Below are 15,369 nucleotides of genomic sequence, written 5' to 3' on the forward strand. Positions count from 1 at the left end.
TCACACCCTGGCAGCAACGTTCGGCAAGAAACTGGCGACCAGCGTTTCTTCTTCCTGTTCTTCTTCGTCCTCAAACTCTTCTTCGTCCTCTTCTTCTTCCTCGTCCTCTTCTTCCTCTTCTTCCTGGTCCTCTTCATCGCCTTCTTCACCCTCTTCGGCCAGCCCCTCCTCCCGGTCCCGGATGGCGTCCAGGCGGTCGAGCAGCTGCGCCTCGGCGGTCTCGAACTCCTGTTCCGTGATCGCTCCGGTATCGAGCTTCATGTAAAGCTCGCTGAGCGAACGGGTCACGGCCTCGGCCTCTCCGGCCTGCTCCTTCTGCACCGCATCGTTGATTTCCCTGAAAATCCACAGCAACGGCGAGATCAGCAGATTGTCGAGAATCAACATGGGGCAATCCTCAAGCCTGCAACGCAACACTGACGAAGTGGTGCGGCGCCCAAGGACCGTTGAAATCAAAGGAAAAATTGTTGTCAAAACGATTGGCCGCGTCGAAAACACCGTCCTCGAAAGCCTTCTGGGCACCGCGCTCCACCAGACAGGCCAGGTGCATCACTTCCTTCTCTTCGCGCGACGGATTCTGTTTGACGTCGACGCAGCGCGGACCCAGCACTTCCATCACGGTCTCGGCGTGCTGCTCGCGGTCCTGCGTCAACAGGTGATCGAACAGGCGTCCCATTTCGATCTTGTCATTCTGTGAGGGTCCGTGCTGTTTTCCAAGCATGGCATCGCGCAACTCCGCCAGATCCGGGTGATGGGTCACCATGTACTCAAAAATGTTCGGCACATCGAGGACGACACGCAGCCCCAACTCGACTTTGCCGCGCACCTTGTCCAACTGCTCGACAAAAGTGCTGCCGTTCTGTTTCAGGATATTGAGCAGCGCCTTGTTGCTGGCGGCAATGGTGCCGAACGCCACCGGCAGCACCGTCGTCTCTTCCATCAGTCGCTTGATGACGACGTTATGCGCCGCCAGATTCTTGCGCTCGGGCCGAATGCGTTTTTCAGTGATGTCGCTGACCACCGCGGCCAGGGGACCCTGGGATATCACATAGACTGGCGCGCCGTTGATTCCGATGTTCCCGTAGACAGGATGCGATTCAACTGCGTCGGCAATCGCGTACAGGTAGTGACCGGGCTCCAGCCGGGTTTCAATGCTCATGTTTTCACCCCATTGCGAATCCTGCCGGAACTCAGGGTCTTGATATCGCGGACGGTCGCCACGCGACCGCGCGGGGCCAACCCATACCCGGCCGGAACAGGGTCTTGCCGCAACCGCCGCCAGGTCATGATCTCGCGTCGGCGCCGGTACGCCAGGCCGCGTTGGTCGCGTCCCGGCACGAGCCGGAAGGCGGCGCTACTCAAGGAAGATGCCAGGCATGAGGATGTTCGGATATTCATTGCATCACACTCCCAAATTGACGAGCAGTAAAACGGCTTGGTTACGGCCGACTTGGGGCCAGCCTATTTCAATAGGCCAGGGACCTGCGTTTAAGGCGATCGGTCGGCGCCGTATGAATCGGCAAGGGCATGGCGGCAAGCGCCTGGTTGGCCTGCGTTTCAGCATAGGGTCGGTCGACCGACCGTTGCAGTCGGACCTGCTTGGTTTCAATTTCAGCCACGCGCGCCCGAATTTCAATGCAGCGCCGCTGGGCCCTCTGCATCTCTTTCATGAGTCGCTGTTTTTCCATTTCCAGCATCGACAACTCAAGCAGTGCACCGGCCGAGGTCCGGATGCGCCGGGCATCCACAATCCCGCCCATGGTCTTGATCTGCTGCACGCCGCGCTTATCAGTGCTCATGGTTTTCCCCTTAGCCGATTTCTGCCACAAGATTGACGGCGCTGCCGGCGCGGCGCGAGTCGCTGGCGGCCTTCTTGTCGCCCGCAACCGGAACCAGCGCCGGTAGCGGCGGGCAGCAGCGCGCAATGATTTCATCCAGGCGTTCCAGCCCTGCAACCTGCCCATCGTGCGTTACCTTGAGGCAATCGGCGTTCAGCACGTCATGGCACAGTTGCCGGAACGTCGGGTCGCTGGCGGCCACCGTGCCTTTGCGGTTGGCCACGATGCGCCCCAGCATGATGCAGGCACGGATGGTGGGACGGCCGTTGTTGACGCCCAACTTGCGGAACTCGCGCACGATGTCGACAATCGATTTCGACTGCCGCCACGGCAGGCCCGACTTGGCCTGCGTGATGGCCACCTCGGTCTCATAGTCGTGGTGCCCCACTTTGATCGTGATCATGCGGTCCATCAGCGCGTCCTGGGTCTTGTGTACCCCTGCGTACTCCTCCGGATTGCTGGTGAAGATGGCGCTGAAGTGGGGGTGCACCTGGAGATAGCCATCGCCACTGCGCGCATCCGGGAGTTCCAGCAAGCGCTCCTCCAGAATCGACAGCAGCACGTTGTTGGCTTCGGGGCGTGAGCGCGTGAACTCGTCGTAGATCAGAGTGAAGCCGTATTTGCAGGCCGTGGTCAGGCGGTTGTCGCCCCATTGCTTGGAGACACTCTCCTCCTGTTTCAGCACCGAGTGAATGTAGTTGTCGACCACCTTGGTGGAGCGATAACCGGTTTGGCCTCCGATCAGATCGGAACTACCGAATTCGTCGTCCCCATGGATCAGGATCACCTGGCGGCCCAGTTGCGCCGCCACGTGCATGGCCAGAGCGGTCTTGCCAGTGCCGGCTGGTCCGCTGAAATGAATCGGATAACCGGCCCCTATGTAGTCAAGCGCCCGCCCGGCGACGCCCTGGATATAAGGCGTCTCGACAAAATTGGCCTTCTTCTCCAACGTCAGCACTGTCAGCTCTTCAGCTTCGTTCATCGCACCCACTCCTCATGTTGGTTAACACCGATAGCGGCCGGTCGCGCGCCCTGGCTGCCACGCCAAGCCCGGCTCAACTCGCGCCTCACTTCTTCTTCGGCTTCAAGGTCTTGGCTTTGGCGTGCACCGCCTTGGCGGGTGCGGCCTTGACCTTGGCCTTGGCGCCAGCCTGGGCCTTCTTTGCCACCGGCTTGACCGGCTCGCCACGCGGCGGCGTGCTGGGCCATGGCTTGGCGGCGCTTGGCGCCACCTCGGGCAGCGGCTTCACAAGCTCGCGTCGGGACACGACATGCGGCGCCGGTTTGACCAGTTTCTCGGTGCCCCCGACGCTGGCTTTCACTGGCACGTTGCGGGCGCTGGCAATCGGTGCAACGGGCTCGATGCGCACCCCGGGCTTAAGCGCCACGGGCGTGCTCCAGTGGGAACTGGGCAGCGGCGCCTTGGTCCGCGCCGTCGTTGCGGGCAGACTCCTGGCCAACGAGTGCCCCACATGGCCACGTGAAGCATGAAAACCCTGCATCAGTTCGGCCAGTGAATGGGCGCGCTCGCGCCGGCATTTGGCCAAGCCGGCCCACTGTGCCTTGGCCATATGATGATGCGCTCTGGCAAAGGAACGCATCAGCGCCGCCACCGCGTGGGCGCGCTCGCGCCGGTCTCGCGCCAAACCGGCGCCCTGCGCCTTAGCCATGCGCCGCAGCGATTTGGCAAAATCGGCGCGATCTCTGGAAAATTCGTTGAACAGGGAAGCCACGGAAGTCCCGACGGCTTGTCTCGACTGGGCCAGACTGCGACGCAGTTCGTGGCGCATCAGGCCATGGTCCTGGCGCAAGCCCTTGCTCACCTCGCCGGCGTTATGGCGTATCTCAAGCACTTCGGCGGATAGCCCCATGCGATCGGCCGCCAGCCCGGATTTAAGGGTCTGTGCCATATCCTGATGGGCTTTGGAAAAATCGGCGCGCTCTTTTGAAAAATCAATAAACAGAGAACTCACTGCGCTCACCACGGCTTCTCTCGACTCGACCAGACTCTGGCGCAGGTTGTTGCGCATGAGTTCATGGTCCTGGCGAAACTCGCTGCCCAGTTCACTGGCGTTGCCAAGTATTTGATGCACTTCGCCAGACCGGCTCAGTTGATCGGCAGCGAGGTCGCCTCTCAGCGTCCTGGCCATCGCCTTGCGCTCCTGCCCGAACGCTCGCAGTGCGTGGGCAGTCTGTGCCTTGATGTCAGCAACCACTCGCTGACGCTCGTGCGCCGCAGACGCCATGCCCGGCACCAAGGGGGTTGCCATGTGTTTTTGGATGTTGCTCATTTCAATTCACTCCTCTTAGGCTGGGCAGCTTGCTGACTGCTTGCTGATTGGATTCAATTCGTTGGACCTTGTTTTAGAGGCACATGCTTTCCCTGCCGGGGGGCGAACCTCCCGGCAAGGAAAACACTGAGCACAGACCCTTAGGCCGGAGCCGCCGCGCTGGATGTGAGGCCAATTGCCTCTGCATACTTGAGGTAAGTCTCGACCGATGCGATCACGACACGTGCCTCAATCGACAGCAGTTCAATACCGACCAGCGACACTTTGACCCAAGCATCGATAACGATACCCTTGTCCAAGATGCGGTCTACAACTTCAGCCAAACTCGACGAATCCGTCGATTTTTGTACCTTTGCCATTTCAAACTCCTAACGTATGTCACCCCTGTTAAACGCTTTCCAGACACGAAGTACGGGGTTAAACCCTTCGTTACAGGATGTAACGCATTGACCGTGCCAAGTGCCGGCATCCGGTGCCAACCAAGCCGTTTCACTGACAGATATCAAACGAATGAAAAGATCACTGATGGAATACCCAGGTTGGTCAGTCCAAGGGCTGCGCCGACCGTCCAAGCAGAGGCAAATTGACCATGGAGCGCACGCCATAGCTATGGCGCCTCATACCGAAGATAAGACGGCATGGATCGCGTTCATGATGTCGTCATGACGAAACGGTTTCGTGACAAAGTCCGAGATCAGGCCCGTTCTCAAGCTTTGCTGCACCACGCTATCGTCCTTGTAGAAATAGCCGGAGACGAGAATCATCGGCGCGCTGCTGGAGGTTTCACCCTGAATCCGCCGGGCCAGTTCCACGCCTTCGATATCTCCCAGCTTGGCATCCAGCAGGATCAGGTCACAGGCGTGCGAGCGCAGCCAGCGCAGTGCCGCGTCGCCGCTGTCTGCGGTGGCGACGGCAAAGCCGTTTTTTTTCAAAATCATTTCCAGAGCCCAACGTACGTCGGGTTCGTCATCGACCACCAGGACCGTGCGGTGCTTGACCATCAGGCAGCCTGCGCAACCGGCAGGCGCACAGCAAACGTGGTGCCCTGTCCCTCGATGCTGTTCTCCACCGCGATGCTGCCCCCATGCTGCTTCACAATCGTGTGGCAAATCGAGAGCCCCAAACCGGTACCCTTGCCGACCGGCCGGGTGGTGAAGAAGGGGTCGAATATCCGGCTCAAGTGGGCCGGCGAAATCCCGCATCCGGTATCGGACACTTGCACCAACGCCGCGTCACCATCGCGCCAGGTGGCCACGCTGACGTCGCCGCCACCCAGCATCGCCTGATAGGCGTTCAAAACCAGATTCATGATCACTTGCTGCAGCAGGTTGGCATTGCCGGAAATCGGCAGCACGGGCTCTGCATAGCGCTCCACCAAATTGATCTTCTGCAGCTTCGCTTGCGGCGTCAGCACGCTGAGCGTCTCGCGCACCAGGGCGACCAGATTCAGCGCTTCTTTTTGACTGCTGGACGAGGGCCGCGCGAAGCGCAGCAGATTCTCGATGATCATGGATGAGCGCTCTATGCCTTCGATGATCTTGCGCACGCACTCCTGCTGAAACACCGGATCATCGGGCGGCTCCAGAAGGAATTGCGCCGCGGAGAAGCTGACCGACAGCGGATTGCGCAACTCGTGCGCAATGCCACCAGCCATCACCCCCAAGGCGGCCAGTTTTTCGCTCTGGTAGAGGTGTTGCTCCAGCGCCCGCCGCTCGGACAGATCGCGGCCCACCGCCACGACGCCGCTGACCTTGCCGGAGTCGTCGCGGATCGGCGAGAACGACCAGTCCACCGGTATCGATGCCCCCGAGCTGGCCATCAGGTTCAACTCCCGGAACTCCACCACGTCGCCACCGACCAGTTGCCGGATGATCGCCGCCATGTCCTTGCGCTGGCTGGTTTCGCACAGTTCGGCCAGCAACTGTCCCTGCACCTCGCCGATCCGATAGCCCGAGATGCGTTCGGCCGCCGGGTTCCAGCTGGTGATGCAGCCCTCGGGGTCGGTCGAGATCACCAGATCATTGGCGCTTTCAACCACGCTGGCCAGGTGGCGCTCCGCCATCCTGACCTTGGCACTCAGTTGCAACTTCTCGGTGATATCGTCCATCACCAGCATTGCGTGTTCCACCGCGGCACCGGTCTTGATCGGAATCACGGTGTAGAAATAGCTGCGGATCGGCACACCGGGTGCCCGGTAGGTCATCTGGGCGCCAGGCAGCGGCAAACCGATGTTGAAGACACTTCGAATCTTGGCTTCCAGCTGCGTGAACTCGAGGATCGCATCCGGAAAGACCTGACGGATCTGCCGCCCTATGGTGTTTTCCTCGGTCCGCCTGGCCTTCTCAATGAAGTTGCGGTTCGCCGAGACCACGCGCAGGGCAGGATCGATCAGGATCAGGGAAAACGGGATATTCCCCAGCAGCATGTGGTAAAGCTTTTCATACCAGGCTTCGCTGGAAGCGGTGGTCGCGGAGCGGATGCCGCTGCTTGCCGAAAAGCCGGCGCTGTTGGACTTCTTCATGCCCGGGTTTCAGACAGATTCGGACAAAAATTGTAGGGTGGCCAGGGACCCCGTAGTTCGAGGTTCAGGCCGATCACCTGGTAGGCCTCTTGCTGGTCCGCCAGTGCGCAGCGGAAATCGGGCAGCATCTCGGGCGTCAACAAAAAGCTGCCGTTGAAGACCATGCGCTCGGCGCGTCCGGTGACGGCGCTGGCATGCAGCCGCAACGGGCTGGCGTCCAGCGCGTGCAAAGCCAGTGCCTGCTGCAAGTCCTGGCTGACCCGCGCCACCCCCGACTCCAGCGCCGCTTCGATCCGGGCATCCAGTTGCTTCTGCTGCAGGTAGCGGACTCCCGGCGAGGACGCCAGCGCGGCGCGGCGCGACTGCACCTCGGGATCTTCGGCCGCAATGATGCGACGGGCATCTTCTTCGACCAGGTAGCCCTTGACACTCCACTCGCTCTTGTCGCGCAGCTGGTCCAGTGCCGATTCAATGTTCTTCTGATGCTGCCGCAGGAAGTCCCGCAAGCTGTCCCGGGAACGGTAGAGGGTGCCGAATTTGACCGGCAGCACCGGCGACGCCGCCATGATCCGTGCCACCACCGCCTCATGCCGGGTGGCCCGCTCACCGATCCAGGACAGGGTCTGCAGATTCTGCTCGGAAAAATCGGCGATGACCACCTTCCCGGTCACTGCCACCACATTGGCCTCGCACAGCGCCGACACCTGGTAACGCTCATCGACGCCCAGCAATCCCTCATCCGCCAGCAGACCGACCGCGGACAGGCACTCGGGTCGAGCCAGGCAGTAGAGGTAAACGCCGAGTTCCGGTACGGCTTCAGGCGGCAGATCGGTCATGATCAAAATTCTTTCAAGGCCGCATCGAAGTGCCGCGCCTGGATCTGCAACGGGGAAGACTTGGCCGATTTGGCGCCGGCACCCTGGCTCTGTCCAATCCGCTCGCGGATGGCGTTCAAGGCGGCGCGGTTGCAGATGGCACCCAGGTCGGCACCGGTCAGCCCCACCGTGCCAAGCGCCAGCGCCTTCAGGTCAACCCCCTTGGCGACCGGCTTGCCACGCACCTGCACCTGCAGAATCGCCAGCCGCTGCGGTTCGTCCGGCAGGCCAATCTCTATCGTCACGTCAAAGCGTCCGGGGCGTCGCAAGGCCGGGTCCACCATGTCCGGCCGGTTGGTGGCCGCCAGCACCAGCACCCCGGCCAGTTTCTCGACACCGTCGAGTTCGGCCAGAAACTGCCCCACCACGCGCTCGCTGACACCGGAGTCCGACGCCCCGCTGCCGCGCCGTGGCACCAGGGCGTCAACCTCATCAAAAAATACCAGGCACGGTGCGGCCTGCTTGGCCTTTTGAAAGACCTCCCGGACGGCGCGCTCGGACTCCCCAACGTACTTGGACATCAAGGCTGGTCCCTTGACCGAAATGAAGTTGACCTGGGTCGCGCTGGCCGCCGCCTGCGCCAGCAGCGTCTTGCCGCAACCCGGCGGGCCGCACAGCAGCACGCCCTTGAGCGGCTTGATACCGACGGCCTGAAACAGATCGGCGTGCTGCAGCGGCCATTCCAGCAGTTCGCGCAGCAGGCGCTTGGCGTCCTCCAGCCCGCCCACATCGTCCCAACCGGTATTGGGCACCTCGACAAAAACCTCGCGCAGTGCCGACGGTTCCACGTCACGCAGGGCGGCCAGAAAATCGTCCTTGCACAGTTCGAGCTTCTGCAAGGACTCATAGGGCAAAGAGGCCTGGGCGAAGTCGATCTCCGGCAAGATGCGCCGCACGCAAATCATGGCCGCTTCGCGACAAAGTGCTTCCAGATCGGCACCGACAAAGCCATGGGTGATGTCGGCCAGGCCGGGCAGGTCCACATCGTCGGCCACCGGCATGCCGCGGGTGTAGATTTCAAGAATGGCCAAACGGCCATGGCGGTCCGGAATCGGAATCCCGATCTCGCGATCAAAACGCCCGGGCCGGCGCAAGGCCGGATCAATGGCGTTGGGAATGTTGGTGGCGGCTATGACCACCACCTGTCCGCGTGCCTTGAGGCCGTCCATCAGGCTCAACAGCTGCGCCACGACGCGGCGCTCGACCTGATGTTCACCCCCCAGACCTTCCCGCTTGGGCGCGATGGAGTCGATCTCATCGATGAAAATGATGCTGGGTGCCTGCTTGGTCGCATCGTCGAACAGCTTGCGCAAGTAGCCCTCCGATTCGCCGTAGAACTTCTGCATGATCTCCGGGCCGCTGATGGAGAAGAAGTGCACGTCGGTCTCATGCGCGACGGCACGCGCAATCAGCGTCTTGCCGCAGCCGGGCGGGCCGTACAGCAGCACCCCCTTGGGCGCGTCGATGCCGAGCCGGACAAACACCTCCGGAAAGCGCAAGGGCAGTTCGATGATCTCGCGCACGCGCTGCACTTCGCGCTTGAGTCCGCCAATGTCCTCGTACGACAGCGTGCCTCGCCCGGTCGGGCTGGCCTTGGCTTCGGTCTGCGCCGGACCGACCGACAACAAGGTTTCCGGGGCGATCAGGACCGGTCCCTTGGGCTTGGTCTCGCGCACCAGGAAGTCCAGCGAGCGACTGCCAAACAAGGTGCCGCGTATGCGGTCCCCCTCCAGCACCGGCAAGCCGTCCAGCCGGGCTCCGATGTATTCCAGATCGCGGTCCGACAGACCCGCCGCGGTGGGCGACAGAACAATGCGCTGCGCCGCCTGGGCCTTCACTTTTTGAATCGCCACGGCATCGTCGAGCGCCACCCCCGCGTTGCCGCGCGACAAGCCGTCGAGCTGCACTCTGGCGCCGCCCCGGTCATCCTTGTAGGCCGGCATCAGCTTGCAAACGGTGCGCCGCTTGCCGACGATCTCGACGATGTCGCCAATCTCCAGTCCCAGCGCCTGGATATCGCTGGGGTCCAGTCGTGCCAGTGCGCGCCCAACGTCCTTGCTCAAGGCCTCGCTGACCTTGAAGCGCGGACCGGTGTCTTCTGCTTTTTTCATGACCCTTTCCTTTTTCCTTTCTTGCTCAGCGCAATTTCAAGGATGCCGTTGCGACAATGAAAACTCAGCTTGTCGGGGGTGAAACTGGCCGGCAGCAGCATCTCTTTGCGGTAGTTGGGTTGCCCCATTTCAGTCGTGATGAGCAGGATGTCGTCGTGCACCTCGACTTTCACATTGGCTTCCTCGGTCCCCGGCACCTCGGCGATGATCAGCAAGCGCCCCGGCTCGTCAAACAGATCGACCATCGGCTCGCGGATCTCGCGCACCGCCACCAGCTTGCCTTCCTCGTTCTGGCGCACGTTTCCGAACGGCTCGACCCTGGGGCTCTTGTCCCCGATACCGGATTTGACCGTGAAGCCATAGACGCCCTTGGCCTGCTGGCCCGACCCGAACTTGAACTCGCCACCCTTGCTGACGCTGCCGCCGGACTGCTGCGCCTCCTGCGCGAGCTTGCCCAACTGCTCGATCAGGTTGCCCATGCCGGCGAGAAAACCGCCACCCGAAGACTCGGATTTGCCCTTGCCGAAGGCCTCCCCCAGGCGACGCCCGATTTCATCGAGGCGCTCCTTGCCGGGTGCAAATTCATCTGAACGTTTTCTGTCAACCATGTTCTTACCTCTTTGATGTAAACCAGCCTGATCAATGCCGAAGCGCCGCTTCATCTTTCTGAAGTTTGTAGTCGTCCTTCATGAAATGAATGGAGGAAATCTCATACGTTTTGAGTTTGGTATGGATCGTTTTGTAATCCAGGTGCAGCATCCGTGCCGCCTGCGCCTTGTTACCGTGGGTCAGTGCCAGCGCCCGCAAAAGAATCGCACGCTCCACTTGAGTCGTAATCTGCCCGATCAAGTCCTTCAAGGGAAAATCAACCCCCAAGGTCATGAACTCCTCTGGCGCACACAGCGGGCAAGCCTGGTGCTCACTTGTTTCAAAATGCGCCTGTGTCAGTCGCTCCGGCAGCCGCGGCAGCTGTGGACAAACACGTTGGTCAAGCATGCCCAGCAGTTCCGGCGCAATCAAGCCATCGGTGCTGTCGCACAGCAAGACGGCGCGGCGCAACTGGTTGCGCAACTCGCGCGCGTTGCCGGGCCAGTCGTAGCGCTGCAAGATGCCCCAGGCATGGCCTGACAAGCCTTTCACCTGCTTGTCCAACTCGGCGTTGGTCTGGGTCAAAAATCGATGCACCAGAAACACCAGGTCTTCCTTGCGTTCCCGCAATGCCGTCAGATGAATCGTGTACTCGGCCAGCCGGTGGTACAGGTCGCCGCGAAAGGTGTGCCGCTCCACCATCGCCAACAGGTCGGCATTGGTCGCCGCCACCACCCGGAAATCGACTTTTTGTTCCTTGCTGCTGCCGATGCGGTGAATTCGCCGCGTCTCCAGCACCCGCAGCAGCTTGCCCTGCATCGCCAATGGCAGGTTGCCGATCTCGTCCAGAAAAATGGTGCCGCCCTCGGCCAGTTCAAAAGCCCCCGCTTTAGCCTGATGGGCTCCCGTGAAAGCGCCTTTTTCGTGACCAAACAATTCACTCTCGATCAGCGACTCCGATATGGCGCCGCAATCGACCGCCACCAGCGGCTTGGCGCAGCGCTTGCTTCGGGCGTGAATGGCTTGCGACACCAATTCCTTTCCGGTGCCGGACTCACCCGTGATCAGGACCGAGAAATTGGTCCGGGCAACCCGTTCCACCTCGCGCTGGATGCCTTGAATGGCGGCGCTGTTTCCCATCGAATTCACCAGCGAATCGGCTTGGCGCGGAGGGTCCAGGATTTGCCGAACCTGGAGCTTGGCTCTTCTTTCCTCCAGGGCGTAGCGAACGGTACTCAGCACGTCCTCGTTCTTGAACGGTTTGGTCAGGTAATCCCAGGCCCCGGCCCGAACGGCGCGCACCGCGTCATGGGTGTTGCCGTTGCCGGTGACCATGATGACAGGTGTCGTTTTGTAGTCGGTCTTGATCTTTGTCAGCACCTCAAAACCATCCAGGTCGGGCAAACCGATATCCAGCAGCACCACGTCGGGCACCTCCTTGCCGATAGCGACCAGTGCTTCTTCGCCGTTCGCCGCCAACAACGGTGCAAACCCGGCCTGTCGCATGAGATTGGACAAGACCCAGCGTGCATCCTCCTGGTCGTCCACCACCAGCACCTTGGCCAGGGCCGAAGGTGCGCCAGCGATCTTGCCAACTGTCATTGCGTCTTTCCCTGTTTTTTTCTGAGCGACGGGAGCAATTGGCGGACCAGGATGTCGGCGTCAAGCAGTGCCTCAACGGAATGGGCCAAGCCCAGAAACAGCAAACCGATCTCGCCAGCGCGCAGCGTCGCGTTGACCCGATTGGCGATAAACCGATCACGCTTCCAGAGCAGCTTGCGGCTTTGCTCTTCACGCTGGTGCTGGTACTCGGGATCAGCGTGGCGCGCGGCAGCCTGATGGAATTGGTACTCCTGCAGCAGCAGCCCGGCATCTTCGGTGCCCATCAACTGGGCGCCCTGCGCCATCAATTCCAGCAGCAAGCGGTGATTCTTGCTCCCCTGTGCGGCAACGTCCTTGACAATGTCCTCTTCTCTGGCGCAAACGGGCAAGCCGTCCTGGTACAGGCGCACCGTTGCATAGGGCAACTCCAGAGACTTGATCATTTGCTGGATTCCGAACCAGACATCGTCAATCGACTTGAGATGCTCAACCCACTTGTCATGGCCAAACCGGCTGATGTAAGCCTGCTTGGTCTGCTCAAGCAGCGACCCCATATCCTGTTCGGTATGGACAATCGGGATCACAACCAGCGTTCGCATAATTCAGCTGCCAGGAAAAATGCGGGCGAGGCTGAATTTGGAATCTGGATTGACATCAAACCTCCCCCACAGAACTTTCATTCTGGAGTCATTGCAGTCTGTTACAAACTATCTGAAACCATCTTGCGTTTTCTCAAGCAAGTAACATTCTCTCCAGCCCCCAACCGGGTTGATCGAAACCCACATGCTTCCTTGACGCCTCAAAATACGCTATCGTCAGCCGACCCCAAAAACCAACTGAACCGTGCCCGATGCTTAATTTTCTTCCCCCACTGGTGGTGGGCCTGATTGCTTCCCTGCTGCTGGCGCTCAACGCGCTGTTCTGGGTCCCGATACTGCTCATTTTTGCCTTGCTGAAGCTGATCATCCCGATCAAGAAAATGCGGCTGCTGATCGACCCGCTGCTGCTGCGCATCGCTGAAGCCTGGATTGCCGGCAACAGCGGCTGGATGCGCCTGACCCAGCGCACCCGTTGGGACGTGCAAGGCATCGAAGGGCTCAACTACCGCAGCTGGTACCTGGTGAACTGCAATCACCAGTCCTGGGTCGACATTCTGGTGCTGCAACACCTGTTCAACCGGCGCATTCCGCTGCTCAAATTCTTTCTCAAGCAGCAATTGATGTGGGTACCGGTCATGGGGCTGGCCTGGTGGGCACTGGATTTTCCGTTCATGCGCCGCCATAGCGAGGAGTTTTTGAAAAAACACCCCGAGATGCGCGGCAAGGATCAAGCCACCACGCGCCAGGCCTGCGAAAAATTTGCCCTGATCCCCACCAGCGTGATGAATTTTCTGGAGGGCACGCGCTTTACCACGGCCAAGCACCAGCGGCAAAAGTCACCCTACAAGCATTTGCTCAAACCCAAGGCCGGCGGCCTGGCCTTGGCGCTGAACGCCATGGGCGACAAGTTCCAGGCGATTCTGGACGTGACCATTGTTTACCCGGACGGCGCGCCGCAATTCTGGCAATTCCTGAAGGGCAGACTGCAACGCGTGGTGGTTCGGGTGCGTGCGTTACCGGTGCCGCAACAGCTGGCGCAAGGCGATTACGCCGGCGATGCGGCGGTGCGCGAGGCCTACCAGCAATGGGTGCACCAGCTGTGGCTGGACAAGGATGCGCAGATCGAGACGCTGCTCAGCGCAAGTGCTTGAACATCTTGGCCTGGAACGACTCGGCGATGCTCAGGCGTCGCGGACCCGGTAGCAGTTCAAACGGTTCGCCGGCGCTTAAATGCCCCGCCTGCTCCAGCGCCAGATAGAAGCCGCAGTAGCCGCTTTGCGCCATCACCTTGCTGGCACCGCTGAAACCCATGACGGCATTGAACTTGTAGCAAGGCTGGCGCGGCTGCGTCACGCGCAAGGCGCAAGCAGCGAACCTGAGCACATCGCCGACCCAGACCTCCGTCTCCAGCAGGCCTTGCAGGGTCAGGTTCTCACCGAACGTGCCAAGGGGCAGCGCAGCGTCGTCGCTGCCCATCAGGCTCGCCTTGGTGCGCTGGGCACGCCAGAACGGGTAATGCTCCACCGGATAGGCGTAGACCGCTTTGTCCAGCCCGCCATGGACCGTCAAATCGGCCTGCTCGTCACCCGACAGCCCCATGGCAGAAACCTGGACCGGGCCGGTGACCGGCAGCTTGTGAATAGCGGTCAGGATGGACCGCCCCTCGATCTGGATGCGGCGCGCCGGAGCCGTCTGGACGCCAAGCAGCGTGAACACTATTTACCGCCCAGGCCCATGGCCCTGGTGATCACTTCCTTCATGATCTCGTTGGTGCCGCCGTAGATGCGCTGGACGCGGGCGTCGGCGTAGGCACGGGTGATAGCGTATTCCCACATATAACCGTAGCCGCCGAACAGTTGCACGCACTGGTCCATCACCTTGCACTGCAAGTCGCTGCACCAGTACTTGGCCATGCTGGCGGTCGCCGTGTCCAGCGTGTCGGCCAGCAGCAGCTCGGCGCATTTGTCGACAAAGACGCGCGCCACCTGGACCTCCGTTTGCAGCTCGGCCAGGGTGAAGCGCGTGTTCTGGAACGCGCCCACGCTCTGGCCGAACACCTTGCGCTCCTTCACATAGTCCACGGTCCAGTCAATGGCCGCCTGCGCCGCAGCGACGGCGCCGATGGCGATTTGCAGGCGCTCCCACGGCAACTGCTCCATCAGGCAGATGAAGCCCCGGTTCTCATGGGCCGGCCCGCCCAGCAGATTGGCGGCCGGCAAGCGCACATTGTCGAAGAACAGTTCGGAGGTGTCCTGCGCCTTGAGGCCCAGTTTTTTCAGCCGCTTGCCGACCGAGTAGCCCGGCATGCCGCGCTCCACCAGCAACAAGCTGGTGCCCTTGGCGCCGGCTTGCGGGTTGGTCTTGGCGACCACGATCACCAGGTCGGCGTGCCAGCCGTTGGTGATAAAGGTCTTGCTGCCATTGAGCAGATAGCTGCCGTCCGGCTGTTGGATGGCAGTCGCCTTGATGCCCTGCAAGTCGGAGCCGGCCGCTGGCTCGCTCATGGCAATGGCGCCAATCATGGCGCCGCTGGCCAGTTGCGGCAGGTATTTTTTCTTTTGCTCCGCGGTGCCGTAGTGCAGGATGTAGGGCGCCACGATCTCGCTGTGCAGGGAGTAGCCGATGCCGGAGAAGCCGGCCGCGCTGAGCTCCTCGATCTGCGCCATGGAATACAGCTTGTCGGCGCCGGCGCCGCCGTATTCCTCCGGCATGCTCAGGCACAGGAAGCCGTTCTCGCCGGCCTTGTTCCAGACCGCGCGGTCGACATAGCCCTGCTCTTCCCAGGCGGCATGGAAAGGGGCAATTTCCTTCTCGATGAAGCGACGAAAACTGTCGCGAAAGGCCTGGTGGTCGGCGCTAAAAAGAGTTCGCTGGATCATGCTGTCACCTGTTTGACAAGAATTAGAGTATTTATACAAAGCAATCGCTTTGCGAAAAGAATATA

Annotated in this window: 16 protein-coding genes; 1 reads left to right on the top strand and 15 read right to left on the bottom strand. The window is 61.0% G+C overall.

Features of this window, described 5'->3' with window-relative positions; genetic code table 11:
- The 13 genes from PHS32_RS02395 to PHS32_RS02455 form a co-directional block, all read right to left on the bottom strand.
- On the bottom strand, nt 1-387 hold the full coding sequence (locus PHS32_RS02395; RefSeq protein ID WP_301077179.1) for a gas vesicle protein GvpG: 387 nt from the start codon (nt 385-387) through the stop codon (nt 1-3).
- 10 nt (nt 388-397) lie between these two features.
- Nucleotides 398-1,159: a GvpL/GvpF family gas vesicle protein gene (locus tag PHS32_RS02400; RefSeq protein WP_301077181.1), complete on the bottom strand. Its 762-nt coding sequence runs from the start codon at nt 1,157-1,159 to the stop codon at nt 398-400.
- Nucleotides 1,160-1,466: 307 nt separating this feature from the next.
- Nucleotides 1,467-1,799 (bottom strand): hypothetical protein, encoded by a 333-nt coding sequence (locus tag PHS32_RS02405; protein ID WP_301077182.1) that lies wholly within the window; start codon nt 1,797-1,799, stop codon nt 1,467-1,469.
- Between the two features lie 10 nt (nt 1,800-1,809).
- The gene (gene gvpN / locus PHS32_RS02410; RefSeq protein WP_301077183.1) at nt 1,810-2,820 is read right to left on the bottom strand and encodes a gas vesicle protein GvpN; all 1,011 of its coding nucleotides are present in this window, start codon (nt 2,818-2,820) and stop codon (nt 1,810-1,812) included.
- An 85-nt stretch (nt 2,821-2,905) separates the two neighbouring features.
- On the bottom strand, nt 2,906-4,129 hold the full coding sequence (locus PHS32_RS02415; RefSeq protein WP_301077184.1) for a hypothetical protein: 1,224 nt from the start codon (nt 4,127-4,129) through the stop codon (nt 2,906-2,908).
- Between the two features lie 140 nt (nt 4,130-4,269).
- A complete protein-coding gene (gene gvpA / locus PHS32_RS02420; RefSeq protein ID WP_301077186.1) occupies nt 4,270-4,488 on the bottom strand; it encodes a gas vesicle structural protein GvpA in 219 nt (72 codons plus the stop codon).
- Between the two features lie 258 nt (nt 4,489-4,746).
- The gene (locus PHS32_RS02425) at nt 4,747-5,130 is read right to left on the bottom strand and encodes a response regulator (RefSeq protein WP_301077188.1); all 384 of its coding nucleotides are present in this window, start codon (nt 5,128-5,130) and stop codon (nt 4,747-4,749) included.
- On the bottom strand, nt 5,130-6,650 hold the full coding sequence (locus PHS32_RS02430) for a PAS domain-containing sensor histidine kinase (protein ID WP_301077190.1): 1,521 nt from the start codon (nt 6,648-6,650) through the stop codon (nt 5,130-5,132). Before PHS32_RS02430 ends, PHS32_RS02425 begins: the two co-directional genes overlap by 1 nt.
- Entirely contained in the window at nt 6,647-7,486 is an 840-nt protein-coding gene (locus tag PHS32_RS02435) for a GvpL/GvpF family gas vesicle protein (RefSeq protein ID WP_301077191.1), read from the bottom strand. Before PHS32_RS02435 ends, PHS32_RS02430 begins: the two co-directional genes overlap by 4 nt.
- A gap of 2 nt (nt 7,487-7,488) precedes the next feature.
- On the bottom strand, nt 7,489-9,636 hold the full coding sequence (locus PHS32_RS02440) for a CDC48 family AAA ATPase (RefSeq protein WP_301077192.1): 2,148 nt from the start codon (nt 9,634-9,636) through the stop codon (nt 7,489-7,491).
- Nucleotides 9,633-10,244: an Hsp20/alpha crystallin family protein gene (locus tag PHS32_RS02445; RefSeq protein WP_301077193.1), complete on the bottom strand. Its 612-nt coding sequence runs from the start codon at nt 10,242-10,244 to the stop codon at nt 9,633-9,635. Before PHS32_RS02445 ends, PHS32_RS02440 begins: the two co-directional genes overlap by 4 nt.
- A gap of 31 nt (nt 10,245-10,275) precedes the next feature.
- Complete coding sequence (locus PHS32_RS02450; RefSeq protein ID WP_301077195.1) at nt 10,276-11,826, bottom strand: sigma-54 dependent transcriptional regulator; 1,551 nt, start codon at nt 11,824-11,826, stop codon at nt 10,276-10,278.
- Nucleotides 11,823-12,425 carry a hypothetical protein gene (locus tag PHS32_RS02455; RefSeq protein WP_301077196.1) on the bottom strand — a complete coding sequence of 201 codons (603 nt, stop codon included), beginning with the start codon at nt 12,423-12,425 and terminating at the stop codon, nt 11,823-11,825. Before PHS32_RS02455 ends, PHS32_RS02450 begins: the two co-directional genes overlap by 4 nt.
- A 251-nt stretch (nt 12,426-12,676) precedes the next feature.
- On the opposite strand from PHS32_RS02455, the gene PHS32_RS02460 reads away from it, so the two are divergent.
- A complete protein-coding gene (locus tag PHS32_RS02460; RefSeq protein ID WP_301077197.1) occupies nt 12,677-13,576 on the top strand; it encodes an acyltransferase in 900 nt (299 codons plus the stop codon).
- Here PHS32_RS02460 and PHS32_RS02465 read toward each other — a convergent pair.
- Nucleotides 13,560-14,141, bottom strand: a complete 582-nt coding sequence (locus PHS32_RS02465) for an MOSC domain-containing protein (protein WP_301077198.1) — start codon at nt 14,139-14,141, stop codon at nt 13,560-13,562. The genes PHS32_RS02460 and PHS32_RS02465 overlap by 17 nt on opposite strands.
- Nucleotides 14,141-15,304 carry an acyl-CoA dehydrogenase family protein gene (locus tag PHS32_RS02470; protein WP_301077199.1) on the bottom strand — a complete coding sequence of 388 codons (1,164 nt, stop codon included), beginning with the start codon at nt 15,302-15,304 and terminating at the stop codon, nt 14,141-14,143. The genes PHS32_RS02465 and PHS32_RS02470 overlap by 1 nt, the downstream gene beginning before the upstream one ends.
- Between the last annotated feature and the right edge of the window lie 65 nt (nt 15,305-15,369).

The organism is Rhodoferax sp. (assembly GCF_028714215.1).
Classification (GTDB): Bacteria; Pseudomonadota; Gammaproteobacteria; order Burkholderiales; family Burkholderiaceae_C; genus Rhodoferax.